Genomic DNA, 20,031 nt, shown 5'->3' on the forward strand with positions numbered 1-20,031 from the left:
CTGCCGCCGTACGCGGTCCTCCCGCCCGAGGCCCCGGAACGCGGCGGGCGTCACGCACGGTGCGCGGAGCGCCACGAAGGGTTCCCGTCAAGGGCGTGCGAGGGAGCGTCCGGCGCCACGCGGTTGTTCGCCCGTAGCGGAGGGAACGGGCGCGCGCCGCATGGACTGTCTGTAATTGCGGGTAAGACATGACTGGTGGGAAGGGGCGACACGAAGACCGGGGCGTCTCACGTTCGCCACCGGCGTAGTGGTGACAGGGGTATCTGCCTGGCCTGCGGGAACATCGTCTCGCACCATCGGGTTGGAGCAGGTGTCGGCTGATCGGCAAGGTTTCCTCGCTGCTGCGGGGGTGATCCGGTCGGCAGTTGGAATGAGCGGTCCCCGCTTGCGGGACTAAGCTGCGGAAGGACAGGGAGGGGACCGACCCCTAACTGCCTGACCGCTCTGAGGAGCGATTAACGATGTTCGAGAGGTTCACCGACCGCGCGCGGCGGGTTGTCGTCCTGGCTCAGGAAGAAGCCCGGATGCTCAACCACAACTACATCGGCACCGAACACATTCTCCTGGGCCTTATCCACGAGGGTGAGGGTGTCGCCGCTAAGGCCCTGGAGAGCCTCGGGATTTCGCTCGAGGCGGTCCGCCAGCAGGTGGAGGAGATCATCGGCCAGGGCCAGCAGGCCCCGTCCGGCCACATCCCCTTCACGCCCCGAGCCAAGAAGGTCCTGGAGCTGTCGCTCCGCGAGGCCCTCCAGCTCGGCCACAACTACATCGGCACCGAGCACATCCTGCTCGGCCTGATCCGCGAAGGCGAAGGCGTCGCCGCGCAGGTCCTGGTGAAGCTGGGTGCCGACCTCAACCGGGTGCGGCAGCAGGTCATCCAGCTGCTCTCCGGTTACTCCACCAGCAAGGAGGCCGCCACCGCCGGCGGTCCCGCCGAGGGCACCCCCTCCACCTCCCTGGTGCTGGACCAGTTCGGCCGCAACCTCACCCAGGCCGCCCGCGAATCCAAGCTCGACCCGGTCATCGGGCGCGAGAAGGAGATCGAGCGGGTCATGCAGGTGCTGTCCCGCCGGACCAAGAACAACCCGGTCCTCATCGGCGAGCCCGGCGTCGGCAAGACGGCGGTCGTCGAGGGCCTGGCCCAGGCGATCGTCAAGGGCGAGGTGCCCGAGACCCTCAAGGACAAGCACCTCTACACCCTGGACCTCGGCGCCCTGGTCGCCGGCTCCCGGTACCGCGGTGACTTCGAGGAGCGCCTGAAGAAGGTCCTCAAGGAGATCCGCACCCGCGGCGACATCATCCTGTTCATCGACGAGCTCCACACCCTCGTGGGTGCGGGTGCCGCCGAGGGCGCGATCGACGCCGCGAGCATCCTGAAGCCGATGCTGGCCCGTGGTGAGCTCCAGACCATCGGTGCGACGACGCTCGACGAGTACCGCAAGCACCTGGAGAAGGACGCCGCGCTCGAGCGCCGCTTCCAGCCCATCCAGGTCGCGGAGCCGTCGCTGCCGCACACCATCGAGATCCTCAAGGGTCTGCGCGACCGCTACGAGGCCCACCACCGCGTCTCCATCACGGACGAGGCGCTGGTCCAGGCCGCGACCCTGGCCGACCGGTACATCTCGGACCGCTTCCTCCCGGACAAGGCGATCGACCTGATCGACGAGGCCGGCTCCCGGATGCGCATCCGCCGGATGACCGCGCCGCCGGACCTCCGCGAGTTCGACGAGAAGATCGCGGGCGTCCGCCGCGACAAGGAGTCGGCGATCGACTCCCAGGACTTCGAGAAGGCAGCTTCCCTCCGCGACAAGGAGAAGCAGCTGCTGGCCGCGAAGACCAAGCGCGAGAAGGAATGGAAGGCCGGCGACATGGACGTCGTCGCCGAGGTCGACGGCGAGCTCATCGCCGAGGTCCTGGCGACCGCCACCGGCATTCCGGTCTTCAAGCTGACGGAGGAGGAGTCCTCCCGTCTGCTGCGCATGGAGGACGAGCTCCACAAGCGCGTCATCGGCCAGAAGGACGCCATCAAGGCCCTTTCCCAGGCGATCCGCCGTACGCGGGCCGGCCTGAAGGACCCGAAGCGCCCCGGTGGCTCGTTCATCTTCGCCGGCCCGTCCGGTGTCGGTAAGACCGAGCTCTCCAAGACGCTCGCCGAATTCCTCTTCGGCGACGAGGACGCGCTGATCTCCCTCGACATGTCGGAGTTCAGCGAGAAGCACACGGTTTCCCGCCTCTTCGGTTCGCCCCCCGGTTACGTGGGCTACGAAGAGGGCGGCCAGCTCACCGAGAAGGTGCGCCGCAAGCCGTTCTCCGTCGTCCTCTTCGACGAGGTCGAGAAGGCCCACCCCGATATCTTCAATTCCCTGCTCCAGATTCTGGAAGACGGTCGCCTGACCGACTCCCAGGGCCGGGTCGTGGACTTCAAGAACACGGTCATCATCATGACGACCAACCTCGGGACCCGGGACATCTCGAAGGGCTTCAACCTGGGCTTCGCCGCCCAGGGCGACGTCAAGACGAACTACGACCGGATGAAGGTCAAGGTCAACGAAGAGCTCAAGCAGCACTTCCGGCCCGAGTTCCTGAACCGTGTCGACGACACCGTCGTCTTCCACCAGCTCAGCCAGGAAGACATCATCCAGATCGTCGACCTCATGGTCGCCAAGGTGGATGAGCGTCTCAAGGACCGTGACATGGGCATCGAGCTCAGCACGGACGCGAAGAACCTGCTCGCGAAGAAGGGCTACGACCCCGTGATGGGCGCCCGGCCGCTGCGCCGGACGATCCAGCGCGAGATCGAGGACATCCTCTCCGAGAAGATCCTCTTCGGCGAGCTGCGCCCCGGCCACATCGTGGTCGTCGGCACGGAGGGCGAAGGCGACGAGAAGAAGTTCACCTTCCGCGGCGAGGAGAAGTCGGCGCTGCCCGACGTCCCGCCGGTCGAGTCGGCCGCCGGTGGCGGTCCGAACATGACGAAGGACGCGTCGTAGTTCAGGCGTGAGCGCGTGAGCGCGTGAGTTGAGGGGCTGCCCCGGACCGGTATCGGTCCGGGGCAGCTTCTTTGTGTGCGGGGAGCAGGGGGTTCAGAAGCGGTCCTGGACGGACAGGCGGTCGCCCAGTTCCTCGGCGCCGAAGAGCTGCCCCCTGGCTGCCAGCCAGACCACCTTCACGTTCAGCTCGGGCTGCCCGCGCAGGGGTGTCAGGTCGATCCTGGTCTCCGTGTGGCAGGTCAGCGTGAGGGACCGAAGGGACGGAAACAGGTCGGGGAGCGACCGCAGGTCGGTACCGGGGCCCGGACCGACCCCGAAGGAGAGTTTGATGACGTGGGTGACCGGCTCCTCGCGTCGCGGCCACGGCTCGACGCGGGGTTGGGTCACTTCGACCTCGGTGAGGCTCGGGGCGGTGCGGAGCGAGTCGACGAGCGAGACCAGCGAGGCCACCGTGGGCAACCGCAAGGACTGGAGCGAGGACCACCCCCGTAGATCGCCCAGTTCCGTCACACCGCTTCGTAGCAGGGCCAGATGCCGGAGATGGGGGAGGGGAGGGAGGTCGCTCAGGCGTCCTGTCGGGGAGCGGAGTTCCAGCGCGTTCAGACGCGCCACCTCCTGCAGGGCGGTGAGCCGGTCCCACGGGAGTCGGCTGACATCGAGGTTGACATCCCGGAGGGCGAACCATTCCTTGAGCGGGGAGAGATCGGTGACCCCGGGGCATCCGTCGACCGTGAGATGCCTGAGGTTTTCGCTGTTGCGCAGCGTCGAGAGGTCGCGGAGCAGTGGATTCCCGAGGTGGCCCAGGATTTCGGGAGCGGCCTCGGACAGCCCGTGCCGCAGGTCGGCGTCGGTGAAGGGGCCGCCGAGGGTGACGCCGACATAGTGCCCGAGAGAGCCGAGATGAGGCAGTGCCATCAACTCGGCATGGGAGCGGATGGTCAGGAGCGCCCCGCTGAGATCTCCCTTGCCCAGCACGTCCTTCGCGAACTCCTCGGTGGGGAAGCTCGTCCAGCCGGAGGCCAGCATGCGGGCTGCCCGTGGGGAGGCCGCGACCCAGTCGCGGGCGTACGACAGGGCCTCCGGTCCGCCGACCTCGCCGAGCAATCGAGCGATGAATTCAGTGTCGATGCTGTCGGACCGGATGGTGGACGGCCCCGGCAGGTAGGCCAGCGCATCGGGACCGAGGGACCCGAGCAGCTTCACCATGAAGGGCAGGCGGGGCGGGAAGAGCCCGGTGAGCGCACTACGTACCCTGCGCCGTGTCCCGTCGTCCAGCAGTGTCGCGTGCTGGGCGCAGAGGGCGGCCAGCACACGGGTCTTCGGGACGAGCTCGGCATCGAGGGCGAGGAGGCCGGGGGCGTACCCCTCCGCCCGGTCCAGCAGGCCGTTGATCAGCTCGCCGATCTCGCGCCGGCCGCAGTGGCCGGCCGCCAGTTCGATCACGTCCGCCCACGACTCGTCCTCGGCGGACCGGAGCAGTTCGTTGATCTGATCCGACTCCACGAACTCCGCGGCGGCCAGATAGTCCTGGAAAGTGCGGTGGGTGAACTGGTAGAGGTCCTCGGCGCGTTCCTGGAGAAGGCCGCTGCGATTGAGCAGATGGGTCAGGATCGCGTCGGCCGTCCCCTGCTTCCGTACCCGCTCCATGCTCGCCAGCGCCCGGTCCAGCTGGCGCAGGGCCTGCTCCCGGGAGAACTCCGTCTGGCCCTCACGCACCAGCCAGACCGCGATCCGCTGGAGGAGCAGTGCCTGCTCCTCCACTTCCATGGTGATGCCCTCAGGGCCTCCGATGCCCCGCCGCTGGTCCCGGTTGCCCAGGAGCATGTCGAGCGAGGACCGGTAGAGCTTCCATCGGGTGTTCGGGAGGAAACCCTCCTGGCGGCGGTGCAGGGCACAGATCACCGCGCACAGCAGGGGCGTACGCGCCAGGTCGCTCAGCGTGCGGTTGGTGCGGAACTGCCTGGCGAGGTCGTGTTCCAGCTCACGCAGGCGCTGATGGTCGTCGTCGTCCAGCCGTGCGGCCTTGTGCCAGGCCGTCACGAACGCCTGGATGTCCTCGTTCCGCAGGGGCAGCAGCCGCAGCTCCTCGAAGCCCTCGGCGGCCAGCCAGTCGGGTTCGACGGCGAGCGGGCGGACGGTGGCCACGCAGCGGGTCTCCGGGTAGCGGGCGAGGAGGTGGGAGAGCCAGGTGTACGCCTCCTCCCGCTCCCCGGGCGGCACCTCGTCCAGGCCATCGACCAGAAGGAGGCCACGGCCCGACTCCAGCACGCGCCCGGCCCAGCCGTCCGGCGCGGTGTCCACGGCCAGCCGGGCGGCCCCGGGGAGGCCCGAGGGGGCGGGCAGCTCCTCGCTGCGTGCCCGGAGGGTGCGCAGGGGGACGACGAAGGGGACGAGGCCGTTCAACGCCCCCAGCCGGTCCGGTAGCGTCCCGGCCGAGGCATGCGCGGCCAGCCACCACAGCAGGGTGGTCTTCCCGGCCCCCGCGTCACCCCGGAGCAGCATCCGGGGGCGGTCGGTCAGGAGTTCTTCGATGCGCTGGGGAGCGGTCCGGGCCGCGGGGAGGCGGACCTGCCTGCTGATCCACCGGCCGCCTGCCTCTGCCTCCAGGCTCAGATACGCGGTGTCGAGGTCCCACTCGGAGTCGCGGCGCCCCAGCTCGTCCAGCCCGAAGATCCTGGTCCTGCGGTAGGCCGCGCCGAGGGCGTCCGCGTACTCCTCCTCGTACCGGAGGTCGGCCGGGTGGTTGCCGTGGACCTGTTCGGTACGGGGCGGGGACCCGGTGGCCTGCTCGTACGCCTGGCAGAAGCCCGCCGACTCCAGCACGGGTCGCAGCGAGACGCACTCCACCCGCCGTCCGTCGCGGCGGGGAGGCATCTGGCGGGCGAGCCCCAGGAGGACCGCCCCGGCGAAGACCGGACCGCCGGAGAGGCCGCTCAGCAGGGCCTCGCCGTCCTCGTCCGCCACCGGGGGCGGGCTGTCCAGATCGCAGGCCAGGAGGTTGCGGAGGAGGCCCGCCAGGGGCACCACGGTGGCGGTGTACTGGTCGGCCTCCAGATGGCGCTCGGAGCCGTAGCGCTGGATCTCGGGGAAGCCGGTGATCTCGCAGCCGGAGAGGGCTTGTGCCGAGGCGAGCACACCGAGGCGCACGGGCGGGACGGACAGTAGCGGGCTCTCGGCCAGCAGGAGCGCCGCGTCCTGCCTGGCGCTCACCCAGAGGACGCGGCCGGACACGGGTTCCGGCCGGTTCGGGTGTGCGACCGACGCGTGCGCCTCGCCCCCCAGTACATGCGCGCAGGTCAGCACCAGCCGGTCGGTGAGCAGCACCCCGCTGCCCTGGCGGCTGGACCGGACGACGACGGTGCGGTCCGTGGGGCGTACGGGGTGGGGACGGCGTACGTGCCGCATGCGGGGCACCGGAGGGATCGCCCCGCTCATGCGCCGTCGCGTCCCCGTCCGAAGTGGGCGGTGCTGCCGCCCGGGGCGTCGTTGCCGATCTCCAGTGGACCGGAGCCGTCGGCCTTGCGGGGGCTCAGGGTGAAGGCGACCTTGTGCGTGGTGCCGGTGGCGCGGGAGGCGTCGGCGCCGGCCTCCACCACCCAGGCCTTGACCTTGCCGCCCGCCTTGGCCTCCTTGCGGAGCTCCAGGGTGAACTCCATCTGGATGTCGCCCACGCCGAAGACGACGGGGCGCCCGGTGGCGCGGGCCGCGGCCTCGATGAGCTGGTTGCGGACGGATTCGACGGCGTCGGCCAGTTCGATCCGGTCCACGGGATGGGTTTCGTCCGTACTCATGGCAGCCCCCGGTACCGCCTGCCCGGCGGCGAGATGACGTGGCGTGCCGAAGGTCCCAAAGCGGACACCCCTTGGTCCCACCGGCGGTGACATGGCGCACAGGCCATTTCGAGCCTACTAGGGGGCTTCGTATCGGCGCTCGGGATCGTCCGAGGGTCTTTGGTCCCGGAGGCGGCCAGGACCTTCGAAAGTGGAAACGATCTGCCGCGGTTCTGGGTGTTTTTCCGGGTTCGACCTTCTCCACCTGGGGTTTAGCGGATCGCGGCGACGGGATTCCGGGGGCTCGCGCGGCTTCTCCGGCGGGACTTCCTGCACCCGATTCCCCGTGTACGGTCTACGGCTTTTCCTCGTAGATGGGGTACTTGAGCATCGCTCCAGGGCGGGTTACCAATGTGGAGCAAGCCCGGACAAACGCTCGGGTTTCACCCTCGGACAGAACGACCGGGGGCCCCCATCTTCGGAGGACCTACTCGTATGTCGAAGCGCGTTACGACCCCCACCCGCCCGTCCACCTCTCGTGTCCGCGGCGCTGTCCTGGCCGCCGGTCTGGGAGCGTCGATGGTCCTGGGTGCTGGCGCGGCGTTCGCCTCCGGCACCACGGGCACCGTCGCCCTCACCAGTGCCACCACCGCCGACGCGGTCGCCAAGCAGGCGTCCGCCCAGAACAAGGCCGCTGCGGACGCCAAGAAGTCCGCCGCGAAGCAGGCCGACAACGCCAAGAAGGCCGCGGCCGCCAAGCAGGCCGCCGCGAAGAAGAACGCCGCCTCGTGGCAGGTCCCGGTGAAGCACTACACCCTGAGTGCCACCTACGGCACCGGCGGCGACCGCTGGGCCCACAAGCACTCCGGCCAGGACTTCGCGGTGCCGATCGGTACCGCTGTCCACGCCGCCCACGGCGGTACGGTCGTCAAGGCCGGCCCGAACGGTGGCGGCGACGGCCCGGCGTACGGCAACGCGATCGTGATCAAGCACGCCAACGGCAAGTTCACGCAGTACGCGCACCTGTCGAAGATCGACGTCCGTATCGGCCAGACCGTGAAGACCGGCCAGCTGATCGGTCTCTCCGGCAACACCGGTAACTCCAGCGGCCCGCACCTGCACTTCGAGGTCCGGACCACGGCCAACTACGGCTCGGCGATCAACCCGGTGAACTACCTGCGGACCGTCCACGTGTCGGTCTGACCGAGCTCCGACCCGGCTGATCCAAGAAGCCCGGTGACCCGAGCCCGGTGATCCGAGAAGCCCCGGGACTGAACGAGAAGTTCAGTCCCGGGGCTTCGCCGTGCCCGCCGCCCGCCACATCCCCGGCCGGGCGGATCAGGCCGGTCGCATCAGGTCAGCGGCAGCCGGTAGAGGCCGTTCGCCAGCGGTTCCACCAGCCCGTCGGCCACCAGGCCGTCCAGGGCGCGGGCGCGCTGCACCGGTTCGTCCCACACCGCGTCCAGGGCGGCCTGCGAGACCGGGGCGACGGAGTCGCGGAGCACCGCGAGGAGCCGTCCGCGCACCTGCCGGTCCGTACCGGCGTACGCCTGGCCCCGGCGGGCCGGGCCCTGGTGCGCGGGCTTCCCGGCGAGCAGCCAGGCGCACTGCGAGGCGATCGGGCAGCGCGAGCAGTCCTCGTTCTTCGCGGTGCAGACCAGCGCGCCGAGCTCCATCGTCGCCGCCGCCCAGGCCGCCGCCCGCTCGTCCTCCTCGGGGAGCAGCGCGCGGGCGAGCTTGCGCTCGGCGGCGGTGGTCGCGTTCGGCGGGTACTGGATGCCGGTGGCGGCCCGCGCGAACACCCGGCGGACGTTCGTGTCGAGCACCGCGTGCCGCTGCCCGTACGCGAACGAGGCGACCGCCGCCGCCGTGTACTCGCCGATCCCGGGCAGCGCCAGCAGCTGGGCGTGCTCACTCGGTACGTCGCCGCCGTGGCGTTCCGTTATGGCCTGGGCCGCGCCGTGCAGGCGCAGCGCGCGGCGCGGGTAGCCGAGCCGGCCCCAGGCGCGGACCGCCTCGCCCGGCGCCTCGGCGGCCAGGTCGGCCGGGCGCGGCCAGCGGGCCAGCCACTGCTCGTACACCGGGAGGACCCGGTTCACCGGGGTCTGCTGGAGCATGAACTCGCTCACCATCACGCCCCAGGCGCCCGCCTCGGGGCGGCGCCAGGGCAGATCGCGGGCGTGCTGCTCGAACCACCCGATGACGGGGGTGTGGAGGAGGGAAGCGGGGGGCGTGTGTGTCGAAGTCGTGGCAGTCATCGCACCTACGATCCTGGCACGGAAGCCCCGGCGACGGTCACGGGCACGGGGGTGTCGCCCCCCGGCGGGCGCCTCTGGGCGAACAACGCCACCCGTTCTGTCCCCTCTGCGACGGTATCCCCATACTTGTCCGGCGTGTGTGCCGCGCAACGGGTCCTCGGCGGCCCCTCAACAGGCCCTCGCGGAATGATGATCCGTAAAAGTTGACGATCGGAGCGGCGGGTGGGGCGGGAGTTGGCCACGATCTCTCGTACAGTTTGCGACGTGGGATCTCTGCGCAAACCGGTCGGCCCGCTTCCCTCCAGCATCTACTGGCGACGGAGGGTGGTAGCGGCGGTTCTGGTTGCGCTGCTCGCCGCGCTGCTCGCCTGGCTCTTCCTGCCCGGCGCGGGCAAGAAGAGCCCGCCCGACGCCAAGCCCGGCAGCTCCGAGCCCGCGCAGTCGATCACTCCCGGCCCCTCCGAATCCGGGCCGGCGATCAGCCAACAGCCCGGCGGACGGCACGAGTCGGGCGGCGCGGACGGGTCCGGCGGCGGTTCTGACGGGTCGTCCGACGGTGCGAACGGTGACGGCGACGATCCGGGCGCGAGCCCCTCGGCCGGAGCGGAAGCCTCCTCGGACACGGCCGACGGCTCCGCCGCATCGGCCGGCGGCACGGCGGGCGTCCAGGTCCCCGCGAGCTCCGCGCTCCCCGACTGCCGTCCTGCCGCTGTGCAGTTGAGCGTGCGCACCAAGGTGACGTACGACCCCGAGGAGACCCCGAAGTTCGAGCTGATCGCGAAGAACACGTCCACCGGCGACTGCAAGGCCGACCTCGGCCCGAAGGTCGTGGTGCTCACCGTCACCGACGCGAGCGGGGACGACGACGACCAGGTGTGGTCCTCGAAGGACTGCCCGACCGCGTCCGGCAGCCTCTTCTTCAAGGTCCCGGCAGGGCGGACGGTGATCCGCACGATCGACTGGAACCGCACCAAGAGCGCCCCGAACTGCGCGACCCCGCCGACCGGGAAGGCCGCCCCGGGGACGTACCTCCTGGAGGCCAAGGCCCCGGGCGAGCCGCTCCAGCGCGCGTCCTTCGTCCTCGCCAAGGACTGACGCCCCACCTCGCGGGGGCTGGTTCCGGCAGGGGATCGGCCCGCCCCGGGATCGGCCCGTCGAGTCGTGCGGTACGGGTCGGACGTGCCGCTCCGGGGTCAGACGTACCGTTCCAGGATCGAGGACTCGGCGAGGCGGGAGAGGCCCTCGCGGACGCTGCGCGCCCGCGCCTCGCCGACGCCGTCCACGGTCTGGAGGTCGTCCACGCTCGCCGCGAGCAGCTTCTGCAGACCGCCGAAGTGCTCCACCAGCCGCTCCATGATCGCGCCGGGCAGCCGCGGCACCTTCGCCAGCAGCCGGAAACCGCGCGGGGAGACGGCCGAGTCCAGCGTCTCGGGCGAACCGCTGTACCCCAGCGACCTCGCCACCACGGCGAGTTCGAGCAGCTCGGAGTGGCTCAGCGCGTCCAGCTCGGTCAGCGCCTCGGCGACCGTGCGCGCACGCTTCGCCGTTGGCTCGGGGACGTAGTCGCGTACGACGAGCTCCCGCTCCGGCTCCACGCCCGCGATCAGCTCGTCCAGCTGGAGCGACAGCAGGCGTCCGTCGGTGCCGAGCTCGACCACGTACTCCGCGATCTCCGTCGCGATCCGGCGGACCATCTCCAGCCGCTGCGCGACGGCCGTCACGTCCCGGACCGTCACCAGGTCCTCGATCTCCAGCGCGGAGAGCGTGCCGGCGACCTCGTCGAGGCGGAGCTTGTACCGCTCCAGCGTGGCGAGGGCCTGGTTGGCGCGGGACAGGATCGCGGAGGACTCCTCCAGCACCCGCCGCTCGCCGTCGACGTACAGCGCGATCAGGCGCATCGACTGGGAGACCGAGACGACCGGGAAACCGCACGACTTGGAGACGCGGTCGGCCGTGCGGTGACGGGTACCGGTCTCCTCGGTGGGGATCGAGGCGTCCGGGACGAGCTGGACGCCCGCCCGCAGGATCTTGGTGATGTCCTTGTCGAGGATGAGCGCACCGTCGAGCTTGCACAGCTCGCGCAGACGGGTCGCGGCGAACTCGACGTTCATCACGAAACCGCCGGTGCACATCGACTCGACGGTCTTGTCCATGCCGAGGACGATCAGCCCGCCGGTGTTCCCCCGCAGGATGCGCTCCAGCCCGTCACGCAGGGCCGTTCCGGGCGCGACCGCGCTCAGCGAAGCGCGCATCAGCGCTTCGTTACCGGTGCCTTGGCCGGACTTTCCGGGCGATGATGCCCGGTCGTTGGCTGCCACTGCACTCCTCCGGTCACAGGTTTGCGGTGCCCTTGCGTCCCTCGTGCCGCGCGTGCGAGCGGGCGAGACCAGGGCAAAGTCTACCGGCGCGCGCCGTCCTCCCGTGGTGCCTCCGAACGAGACCGGCGCGGCAGCACCCTGAGAGCATCACCCATGTCGGCGACTTCTGTGACCTTCATACCGGCCGGGACCTTGCCCGGATCGCTCGGGACCAGCGCGTGCGTGAACCCGAGGCGGTGCGCCTCGGCCAGCCGGCGCTGCACGCCGGTGACCCTGCGCACCTCTCCGGCGAGACCCACCTCACCGATGGCGACCAGGTTCTTCGGGAGAGGGGTGTCGCTCGCCGCGCTCGCCAGCGCCAGCGCGATCGCCAGGTCCGCGGCGGGCTCGGTGAGCTTCACCCCGCCCACCGTCGCGCTGTAGATGTCCCGCTTGCCCAGCGCGCTGATCCGGCCCCGCTGCTCCAGCACCGCCAGCATCATCGAGACCCGCGAGGTCTCCAGACCCGAGGTGGTGCGGCGGGGCGACGGGATCTGCGAGTCGACCGTGAGCGCCTGCACCTCGGCGACCAGCGGCCGCTTGCCCTCCAGGGTGACGGTCAGACAGGTGCCGGGCACCGGCTCGTCGCGCCGCGTCAGGAAGAGGCCGGACGGATCGGCGAGACCCGTGATCCCCTCGTCGTGCAGTTCGAAGCAGCCGACCTCGTCGGTCGCGCCGTAACGGTTCTTGACGCCCCGGACCAGCCGCAGCCGCGCGTGCCGGTCCCCCTCGAACGAGAGCACCACGTCCACCAGGTGCTCCAGCAGCCGGGGCCCGGCGATCGCGCCGTCCTTCGTGACGTGGCCCACCAGCAGGGTCGCCATGCCCCGGTCCTTGGACGCGCGGATGAGCGCCCCGGCGACCTCGCGGACCTGCGCCATACCGCCCGGCGCGCCCTCGATCTCCGGCGACGCGACGGTCTGCACCGAGTCCAGCACCAGTAGGGAGGGCTTCACCGCGTCGAGGTGGCCGAGCACGGCCGAGAGGTCGGTCTCCGCCGCGAGGTAGAGGTGGTCGTTGATCGCCTTGATCCGGTCGGCGCGCATCCGGACCTGGCTCGCGGACTCCTCGGCCGTGACGTAGAGGGTGCGGTGCTCCTCGCCGGCGGCCTTCGAGGCCACGTCGAGCAGCAGGGTCGACTTGCCGACCCCCGGCTCCCCGGCCAGCAGCACCACGGCGCCCGGGACGAGCCCGCCGCCCAGCACCCGGTCCAGCTCGCCGACACCGGTCGAGCGGGCCGTCGCCTGCCGGCTGTCCACCTGGCCGATGGGCAGCGCGGCGGTGGAGACCCGGCCGGCCGCGGTGGTGCGCACGGCGGGCGCGCCGCCGAACTCCTCGACGGTGCCCCAGGCCTGGCACTCCGGGCAGCGGCCGAGCCACTTGGCGGTCGTCCACCCGCACTCCGTGCAGCGGTAGGACGGACGGTCCTTCGTGGACTTCGTACGGGCAACCATGCCGTCACCTTATGGCCCGGCTACGACAATGGGGTTTTCCGGAGGGCCGCGGGCGACCGCGGGCCCATGGTGGGAGGGGACCGCATGACCAGCAGCACCACACCGTTCGACGAGGCCGAGCGCCTGAGGTGGGCGGGCCTGGCCGACGCCTACGCCGCGTCCTTCGCCCGGCTCTGCGCCCGCACCGTGCCCGACCTGCTGGACGCGGCGGGCGTGGGCGGGGGCGCCCGCGTCCTGGACGTGGGCACCGGCACCGGGGCGGTGGCCGTCGCGGCGTGCGCGCGGGGCGCGGTGGTCACGGCCGTGGACGCGGAACCGGACATGGTGAAGAGCGCCACCGAGGCGGCCCCGGCGGCCGACGTGCACGTCGCGCTCCTGCCCGAGCTGCCCTTCGCCGACGGCGAGTTCGACGCGGTGGCCGCCAACTTCGTCCTCAACCACGTCGGGCGCCCCCGCAAGGCGCTCGCCGAACTGCGCCGGGTGACCCGCCCCGGCGGCCGGATAGCCGTCACCATCTGGGGCGCCGACGCCGGGATCGGCCAGCGGCTGCTCGGCCGGGCGGTCGCCGCCGCCGGAGCCCTCCGCCCGCCGGAGGTGCCCCCGCTCGCCCCGGAGGAGGCGTTCGAGCAGACTCCCGAGGGCCTCGCCGCGCTGCTGGCGGGGGCCGGGCTGACCGACGTCTCCTGTACGCCCCTCGCCTGGGACCACCGGGCCACCGTCGAGGAGTGGTGGAGCGGGGCCGCCACCGGGGTGGCGGCGATCGGCCGCATCGTCACCGCCCAGACGCCCGCCACGGTCGCGGAGATCAAGCGCCACTACGAGGCGCTCAGCGCGGAGTTCGTGCTCCCGGGCGGTGAGGACGAGAAGCTGCTGGTGCTGCCGCACCGCGCGCTGCTGGCGTCCGGCCGGGTGTCCGGCTGAAGCGTGGTGGGGAAGTGGCGCCGTCCGCCCGGAGGGCGGGCCAGGCGGCGTCCGGTGCGTACGACCTCATGGGCTCCGGGTGGGAGCCCATGAGGGCGTGTGGGGGTGCGGGAGCCGCGTGGGGCGGCGTGAGCGCTCCGGGAGCGCCGGGGGGCGCACAACGGCGCACGTGCCGGAATGGGGGGTTCCTGTCCCGTTTCGAGCGATACATTCACCCATAGGGGTTAAAAGTCCGGAAGGGGCACCGGGAGGGTGCCCTCCTCTGCTTACGGTCGCAAGGTGACGAGCAGCAGGCTGGAGCCCCCCGCGCACACCACCGGCGCACCCCGATCGCACCGTCGCGCCCCCCACCTCCCGGCGCAGCGCCCGCCCGCACGTTACGAGCCGTACCTCGACGGACTCTTCACCTACTGCCTCTCCGTCCTCTGCGACCACGAGGCCGCCACCGAGGCGCTCGGAGCCGTACTCGCCGTCGCGGAACGCCAGGACGGCCGCTGCCCCACGGGCCAGGAGGAACGTAAATCCTGGCTGTACGCGCTGGCCCGGTGGATGTGTCTGCGGGCGCTCGCCGAGCGGAAGCGCGGCCGTCAGGCGCACCGGAGGACGCCCAGGGACTCCGGCCGGGGGGCGCGCGAGGAGCGCGGCGCCGTCCTCGCGGACGCCCTCGCCCTGGCCGCGCCCGCCGAGGCCCCCGCCGAGTCCCCCGCTCCGGGCCCGGCCGCCGGTACGGCCGAGGCCCCGGTCGCCGCCCCCGCAGAGGCTCCCGCCGTGGCCCCCGCAGAGGCTCCCCGGGCCACCCCCGAGGAGGCGGTCGTGCCGCCGGCCGAGGAGACCCCCGCCTCCGAGGCCCGCCGCCGCGAGCTCGCCCAGCTGGCCTGGCCGGAGGCGGCCGGCACCACGCCCGAGCAGCGGGAGGCGCTCGATCTCTCCGTACGCCACGGGCTCACACCCCGCGCCGTCGCCTCCGTACTCGGACTCGACCCGGCCACCACGCGCGAGCTCCTCGCGGCGGCGGCCTGCGAGGTCGAGCGGACCCGGGCCGCGCTCGCCGTCGCGGAGGACGGCAGCTGTACCGCCGCCCGCCGCCTCACCGGCAAGCGCCCGTCGCTGCTCTCCGCCCCGCTGCGCCGCGAACTCGTCCGCCACGTCGACGACTGCCCGGGCTGCCGCCGCGCCGCCGAACGCGCCGGCGCCACCGGCCCCTGGCCCGGCGTGGCCGTCGCCCCCGCCGCGGGACTGCCCGTCGTGGAGGCGCCCCGCCCTTCCGTGCGCGTGGCCATGGTGCACGCCCAGCGCTCGCGCGCCGGTTCCCCGCGCTTCGACCGGACCGGCTACCCGCTCGACCCGAAGGACCACGCGGCCCGCCGCGACCGGCTGCGCGCCCGGGTCATGACGACGACGGTCGTCGCGACGGTCGTCGCCGCCCCGGTCATCGCGCTGTGGGCGGCGGCCTACCGGGGAGCGCCGTGGGCCGGTGACCGCCACGAGGGCGCCTCGGCCGCCGCGACCGAGATGGACGCGGTCGGCGACTCGGCCGGGACCTTCGCGGACGGCGAGGACGGCCACGACGGCTACGGCCGCCACGACGGGGACGACCGGCGCGGCGCGGGCGAGGGGCGCGGCGCGGGCGAGGGGCACGCGGAGGACGTCCGCGCCGGTATCAGGGGCGGCGTCCGGGGCGGCTCACCGGACGGGTCCCGCGCCCCGGACGTCACCGCCGAGGTGATCAGTGCCGAGGGGCCCGGCGGCGCCCGCCGGGCCGGGGCGCTGACCGTCGCCGCGCGGACCTCCGGCGGTGTCACCAGCCTCCGGCTGACGGCCTCCGGGGGCGGCCCCGTGGTGTGGGCGGCCCGTACCGACGCCCGCTGGCTGCGGCTCAGCCACACCTCGGGCACGCTCGCGGCGGGGCGGAGCGTCACCGTGCACGTTCTGGTGGACCGCGCGCGGGAGCCGCGCCACCCCTGGCGGGCCCGGGTCGTCCTGGCGCCCGGGTCCCAGCACGTACGGATCGAGGGCCGCGGCCGGACCACCGCGTTCACCGGCTTCCCGGCGGGCGGGCCGCTCCACCCCGTGGCGCCCGCCGCCCGGCCCGGCCCCACGGGACCGGCCGCACCGTCGGCTCCCACGGCTCCCACACCCGTCCTCGCGGCCTCGTCCGGGGAGACCCCGGCCGCGGCGGACTCCGCCGGGCCGCCGCCGGGCACCTCTCCGGACCCCACCGGTCCGAGCGGCGCGACGGACCCGTCCGGCCCGTCCTCCGGCCCGTCCTCCAGCCCGGCCGAACCGTCCCCGCCCGCACAGTCGCCGAGCGGGTCACCGTCCCGGTCGCCGGACCCGTCCGCCCCGCCCACCGGCCCCGGCGAACCGGCCCCGGCGGGCTGAGACGGAACCTCCGGCCACCGGCCCCCGGCGAACCGGCCCCGGCGGGCTGAGAGACCGGCCATGGCGCGGTACGGCCTCAGGCCGGGGGCAGCGGGTCCGACCGGCCTCAGGCCGGGGGCAGCGGGTCCGACCGGCCTCAGGCCGGGGTCACCGGGTCCGCCGGGTGCGGGGCCATCGGCAGCAGCGAGGCGAGCCGCTGCTCGCAGAGCTCGACCAGCTGCGCGTACGCCTTCTTGCCCATCAGCTCCGTGAGCTCCGGGCGGTACGTCACGTACACCGGGTCACCGGCGCCGTGCGCGGAGGTGGCCGAGGTGCACCACCAGTGCAGGTCGTGACCGCCCGGGCCCCAGCCCCGGCGGTCGTACTCGCCGATGGAGATCTGGAGCACCCGGGTGTCGTCGGGCCGGTCGATCCAGTCGTACGTACGCCGGACCGGGAGCTGCCAGCAGACGTCCGGCTTGGTCTCCAGCGGCTCCTTGCCCTCCTTCAGGGCCAGGATGTGCAGCGAGCACCCCGCGCCGCCGGCGAAGCCGGGACGGTTCTGGAAGATGCAGGAGCCCTTCCAGCGGCGCGTCTGGCGCTCACCGTCGTCGTCGATGCCGACCCACCCCGTCGACGTACCGACGTCGTGGAACTGCCACATCTCCGGGGTCAGCCGCTCGACGTGTCCGGCCACCCGCTTCTCGTCGTCCTCGTCCGAGAAGTGCGCGCCCAGCGTGCAGCAGCCGTCGTCCGCCCGGCCCGCCTGGATGCCCTGGCAGCCGCTGCCGAAGATGCAGGTCCACCGGGAGGTCAGCCACGTCAGGTCGCAGCGGAACACCTGCTCGTCGTCGGCCGGGTCCGGGAACTCCACCCACGCCCGGGGAAAATCGATCCCCTTCTCGTCGGACCGGTCGGGTCCGTTCTGTTCCGTCCGCTGACTCTCCTGATCCTGATCCTGTTTCGTTCGAGGCTTCTTCGTCGCTTTGCCCGGCTTCGCCTTGTTCGTCTTTGGCACGCGCCAAGCGTAAGTCCCTTTCGGCGTAGCGTTCCGGCTATGAGACTCGGAGTCCTCGACGTGGGGTCGAACACGGTTCATCTGCTGGCGATGGACGCCCACCCCGGCGCCCGGCCGCTGCCCGCGCACTCGCACAAGACGGAGCTCCGCCTCGCCCAGCTCCTCGACGCGGACGGGGCGATCGGCCGTGAGGGCGTCGACCGGCTGGTCGCCACGGTGGCCGAGGCGGTCCAGGCCGCCGAGGACAAGGGGTGCGAGGAGGTGCTGGCGTTCGCCACCTCGGCGGTACGCGACGCCACCAACGCCGACGAGGTGCTGGGCCGGGTCCGCGCCGAGACCGGGGTCGACCTCGCGGTCCTCAGCGGCGAGGAGGAGGCGCGGCTGACCTTCCTGGCCGCCCGCCGCTGGTTCGGCTGGTCGGCGGGGAAGCTGCTGCTGCTCGACATCGGCGGCGGTTCGCTGGAGATCGCCCTCGGACTGGACGAGGAACCTGCGGCGGCCGTGTCGCTGCCGCTCGGCGCCGGCCGCCTCACCGCCGGCTGGCTGCCCGGCGACCCCGCCCGCCCGGCCGACCCGGCTCGACTGCGCGAGCTGCGCCGGTACGTCCGCGCCGGCATCGCCCGTACGGTCGGGGAGTTCAGCCGCCACGGCGGGCCCGACCGCGTGGTCGCCACCTCGAAGACCTTCAAGCAGCTCGCCCGGATAGCCGGGGCGGCCCGCTCCACGGAGGGGCTGTACACCCGGCGGACCCTCTCCGCCGCGGCCCTGGGGGAGTGGGTGCCCAAGCTGGCGGCGATGACCGCCGAGGAACGCGGCCACCTCCCCGGCGTCTCCCCGGACCGGGCCGGCCAGCTGCTCGCCGGGGCGCTCGTCGCCGAGGGCGCGATGGACCTCTTCGGGATCACCGAGCTGGAGATCTGCCCCTGGGCACTCCGCGAGGGCGTCATCCTGCGCCGCCTCGACCACCTCCCGGCGGAGCGGATCGCGCTGAGCTGACGGCCCGCGGGGCGGTCACGCTGGGCCGACGTGGCGGCCGCGGCGGGCTGACGGGCGGGGACCACGAGCGGCGCCGTTCCCGGCCGTTCCCGCCCGGCCCCCGGCTGTCCATGGCCGCCGACGGCCCGTCATGGCCCTTCTCACTTTCGCTCCCGCCCTCTCGGCGGTGCGCGATCGGGCCCGTACGCTGTCCAGGTGGCAGATCCAGCGGTGCGCATCCCCGATGCGAAGGTCGCCCTGTCGACGGCCTCGGTCTATCCGGAGTCGACGGCGACGGCCTTCGAGATCGCCGCGCGCCTGGGGTACGACGGTGTCGAGGTCATGGTGTGGACCGATCCGGTCAGCCAGGACATCGAGGCGCTGCGGCGCCTCTCCGACTACCACCAGGTCCCGATCCTCGCCGTGCACGCGCCCTGTCTGCTGATCACGCAGCGGGTCTGGTCCACCGACCCGTGGGTCAAGCTCCAGCGGGCGAAGTCCGCCGCCGAGCGGCTCGGCGCCTCCGCCGTCGTGGTCCACCCGCCGTTCCGGTGGCAGCGCCACTACGCCCGCGACTTCGTCGACGGGATCTGGCGCATGGCGAACGAGACCGACGTCCGGTTCGCCGTCGAGAACATGTACCCGTGGCGCTACCGGGACCGCGAGATGCTCGCGTACGCCCCGGACTGGGACGTCACCCACGACGACTACCGGCACTTCACCGTCGACCTCTCGCACACCTCGACGGCGCGTGCGGACGGGCTGGCCATGGTGGACCGGATGGGCGACCGGCTCGCCCACGTCCACCTCGCGGACGGCAAGGGCTCCGGCAAGGACGAGCACCTGGTGCCCGGCCGGGGCGACCAGCCCTGCGCGGAGCTGCTGGAGCGGCTGGCGCGTACCGGTTTCGACGGGCACGTGGTCCTGGAGGTCAACACCCGCCGGGCCATGTCCTCCGCCGAACGCGAGGCGGACCTCGCCGAGGCGCTCGCCTTCACCCGGCTCCACCTCGCCTCGGCCAAGCGGACGCCCCGGCCGTGACCTCACGTTCCACGCCTGACGGTTCCGCCCCGGGCCGTTCCGCGCCTGACGGTTCCGTCCCCGAGGCCGCCACGGCCCCGCGCCGCAGGGGGCGCCCGTCGCGCGCCGCCGCCCAGGACGGCCCGGACGCCCGGACCCGCATCCTGGAGTCGGCCCGTACGGAGTTCGCCGAGCGCGGCTACGACAAGGCGTCGATGCGCTCCATCGCCCGCGCCGCCGGGGTCGACGCGGCGCTGGTCCACCACTACTTCGGGACGAAGGACGAGGTGTTCGCGGCGGCCGTGGAGCTCTCCTTCGAGCCCGCCCTCGTCGTCCCGCAGATCCTGGGCGGCCCGCTGGAGGGGGTGGGGGAGCGGATGGCCCGCTACTTCGTCTCCGTGTGGGAGAACCCCGTCACCCGGGCGCCGCTGCTGGCGATCGTCCGGTCCGCGCTCACCCACGAGGCGGCGGCGAACGTGCTGCGCACCTTCGTGCTGCGGCGGCTGATGGAGCGGATCGCGGGGGAGCTGGACGTACCCGACCCGACGTTCCGCGCCGAGCTGGCCGCCTCGCACATGGTCGGCATCGCGATCCTGCGGTACGTCGTACGGGCCGAGCCGCTCGCGTCGGCGGACCCGGAGCGGATCATCGCGATGGTCGCGCCCAGCATCCAGCGCTATCTGACCGAGGACGGCCCGGGCACCCACTCGGACCCGGCCGGGGATTCCCCGGGAGATCCCACCGGGACCGCACCCGGCGCACCGGACGAACCGAACGCACCGACCACTCCGTGAGCAGAGCGTCCCGCTATCCGGACAGGCTGTCCAGATCCTGGAGCCGGGGCGTAGGCTCGGAAAAGTCTTTTCCGTCGAAGTAGACAGTCTTTCTTTATCTGTCGAAGGAGCGA

General features: G+C 72.5%; 13 protein-coding genes and 1 pseudogene. 8 read left to right on the forward strand and 6 right to left on the reverse strand.

What is annotated here, in order from left to right:
- Nucleotides 1-461 precede the first annotated feature (461 nt).
- A complete protein-coding gene (locus OG599_RS19215) occupies nt 462-2,990 on the forward strand; it encodes an ATP-dependent Clp protease ATP-binding subunit (protein WP_327177200.1) in 2,529 nt (842 codons plus the stop codon).
- Nucleotides 2,991-3,083: 93 nt separating this feature from the next.
- Here OG599_RS19215 and OG599_RS19220 read toward each other — a convergent pair whose 3' ends face one another.
- The gene (locus OG599_RS19220) at nt 3,084-6,395 is read right to left on the reverse strand and encodes an NACHT domain-containing protein (protein ID WP_327177201.1); all 3,312 of its coding nucleotides are present in this window, start codon (nt 6,393-6,395) and stop codon (nt 3,084-3,086) included.
- Between the two features lie 26 nt (nt 6,396-6,421).
- Nucleotides 6,422-6,781 (reverse strand): trypco2 family protein, encoded by a 360-nt coding sequence (locus OG599_RS19225; protein ID WP_327177202.1) that lies wholly within the window; start codon nt 6,779-6,781, stop codon nt 6,422-6,424.
- Nucleotides 6,782-7,255: 474 nt separating this feature from the next.
- Here OG599_RS19225 and OG599_RS19230 point away from each other — a divergent pair, with 474 nt between their 5' ends.
- Nucleotides 7,256-7,963 (forward strand): M23 family metallopeptidase, encoded by a 708-nt coding sequence (locus OG599_RS19230; protein WP_327177203.1) that lies wholly within the window; start codon nt 7,256-7,258, stop codon nt 7,961-7,963.
- Nucleotides 7,964-8,112: 149 nt separating this feature from the next.
- On the opposite strand, the gene OG599_RS19235 is transcribed toward OG599_RS19230, so the two are convergent.
- Nucleotides 8,113-9,018, reverse strand: a complete 906-nt coding sequence (locus OG599_RS19235) for an A/G-specific adenine glycosylase (protein ID WP_327177204.1) — start codon at nt 9,016-9,018, stop codon at nt 8,113-8,115.
- Between the two features lie 264 nt (nt 9,019-9,282).
- On the opposite strand from OG599_RS19235, the gene OG599_RS19240 reads away from it, so the two are divergent.
- On the forward strand, nt 9,283-10,113 hold the full coding sequence (locus OG599_RS19240) for a hypothetical protein (protein WP_327177205.1): 831 nt from the start codon (nt 9,283-9,285) through the stop codon (nt 10,111-10,113).
- 98 nt (nt 10,114-10,211) lie between these two features.
- Here the strand turns inward: OG599_RS19240 and disA are convergent, their stop codons facing one another.
- A complete protein-coding gene (disA, locus tag OG599_RS19245; protein WP_327177206.1) occupies nt 10,212-11,336 on the reverse strand; it encodes a DNA integrity scanning diadenylate cyclase DisA in 1,125 nt (374 codons plus the stop codon).
- 80 nt (nt 11,337-11,416) lie between these two features.
- A complete protein-coding gene (gene radA / locus OG599_RS19250; protein WP_327177208.1) occupies nt 11,417-12,829 on the reverse strand; it encodes a DNA repair protein RadA in 1,413 nt (470 codons plus the stop codon).
- Nucleotides 12,830-12,913: 84 nt separating this feature from the next.
- On the opposite strand from radA, the gene OG599_RS19255 reads away from it, so the two are divergent.
- Nucleotides 12,914-13,750, forward strand: coding sequence for a class I SAM-dependent methyltransferase (locus OG599_RS19255; protein ID WP_327177209.1), 837 nt, complete (start codon nt 12,914-12,916; stop codon nt 13,748-13,750).
- A 279-nt stretch (nt 13,751-14,029) separates the two neighbouring features.
- Nucleotides 14,030-16,132 carry a BACON domain-containing protein gene (locus OG599_RS19260; protein WP_327177210.1) on the forward strand — a complete coding sequence of 701 codons (2,103 nt, stop codon included), beginning with the start codon at nt 14,030-14,032 and terminating at the stop codon, nt 16,130-16,132.
- Nucleotides 16,133-16,268: 136 nt separating this feature from the next.
- Here OG599_RS19260 and OG599_RS19265 read toward each other — a convergent pair whose 3' ends face one another.
- On the reverse strand, nt 16,269-17,129 hold the full coding sequence (locus OG599_RS19265; RefSeq protein WP_327177211.1) for a hypothetical protein: 861 nt from the start codon (nt 17,127-17,129) through the stop codon (nt 16,269-16,271).
- A 39-nt stretch (nt 17,130-17,168) separates the two neighbouring features.
- Here OG599_RS19265 and OG599_RS19270 point away from each other — a divergent pair, with 39 nt between their 5' ends.
- From OG599_RS19270 to OG599_RS19280, 3 genes and pseudogenes are all read left to right on the forward strand, one after another.
- Complete coding sequence (locus OG599_RS19270) at nt 17,169-18,125, forward strand: Ppx/GppA phosphatase family protein (protein WP_327177212.1); 957 nt, start codon at nt 17,169-17,171, stop codon at nt 18,123-18,125.
- A gap of 195 nt (nt 18,126-18,320) precedes the next feature.
- Nucleotides 18,321-19,145 (forward strand): sugar phosphate isomerase/epimerase family protein, encoded by an 825-nt coding sequence (locus OG599_RS19275; RefSeq protein ID WP_327177213.1) that lies wholly within the window; start codon nt 18,321-18,323, stop codon nt 19,143-19,145.
- Nucleotides 19,142-19,813 (forward strand): annotated as a pseudogene (locus tag OG599_RS19280) (TetR/AcrR family transcriptional regulator); the annotation flags it as partial. The gene OG599_RS19275 and the pseudogene OG599_RS19280, both read left to right, overlap by 4 nt.
- Nucleotides 19,814-20,031: the final 218 nt, after the last annotated feature.

The organism is Streptomyces sp. NBC_01335 (assembly GCF_035953295.1).
Taxonomy (GTDB): Bacteria; Actinomycetota; Actinomycetes; order Streptomycetales; family Streptomycetaceae; genus Streptomyces.

Bases quoted from the DNA above. Each gene is read 5' to 3' on its own strand.
- OG599_RS19215 (WP_327177200.1), top strand. From the start codon at position 462: ATGTTCGAGAGGTTCACCGACCGCGCGCGGCGGGTTGTCGTCCTGGCT.
- OG599_RS19220 (WP_327177201.1), bottom strand. From the start codon at position 6,395: ATGCGGCACGTACGCCGTCCCCACCCCGTACGCCCCACGGACCGCACC.
- OG599_RS19225 (WP_327177202.1), bottom strand. From the start codon at position 6,781: ATGAGTACGGACGAAACCCATCCCGTGGACCGGATCGAACTGGCCGAC.
- OG599_RS19230 (WP_327177203.1), top strand. From the start codon at position 7,256: ATGTCGAAGCGCGTTACGACCCCCACCCGCCCGTCCACCTCTCGTGTC.
- OG599_RS19235 (WP_327177204.1), bottom strand. From the start codon at position 9,018: ATGACTGCCACGACTTCGACACACACGCCCCCCGCTTCCCTCCTCCAC.
- radA (WP_327177208.1), bottom strand. From the start codon at position 12,829: ATGGTTGCCCGTACGAAGTCCACGAAGGACCGTCCGTCCTACCGCTGC.
- OG599_RS19255 (WP_327177209.1), top strand. From the start codon at position 12,914: ATGACCAGCAGCACCACACCGTTCGACGAGGCCGAGCGCCTGAGGTGG.
- OG599_RS19270 (WP_327177212.1), top strand. From the start codon at position 17,169: ATGAGACTCGGAGTCCTCGACGTGGGGTCGAACACGGTTCATCTGCTG.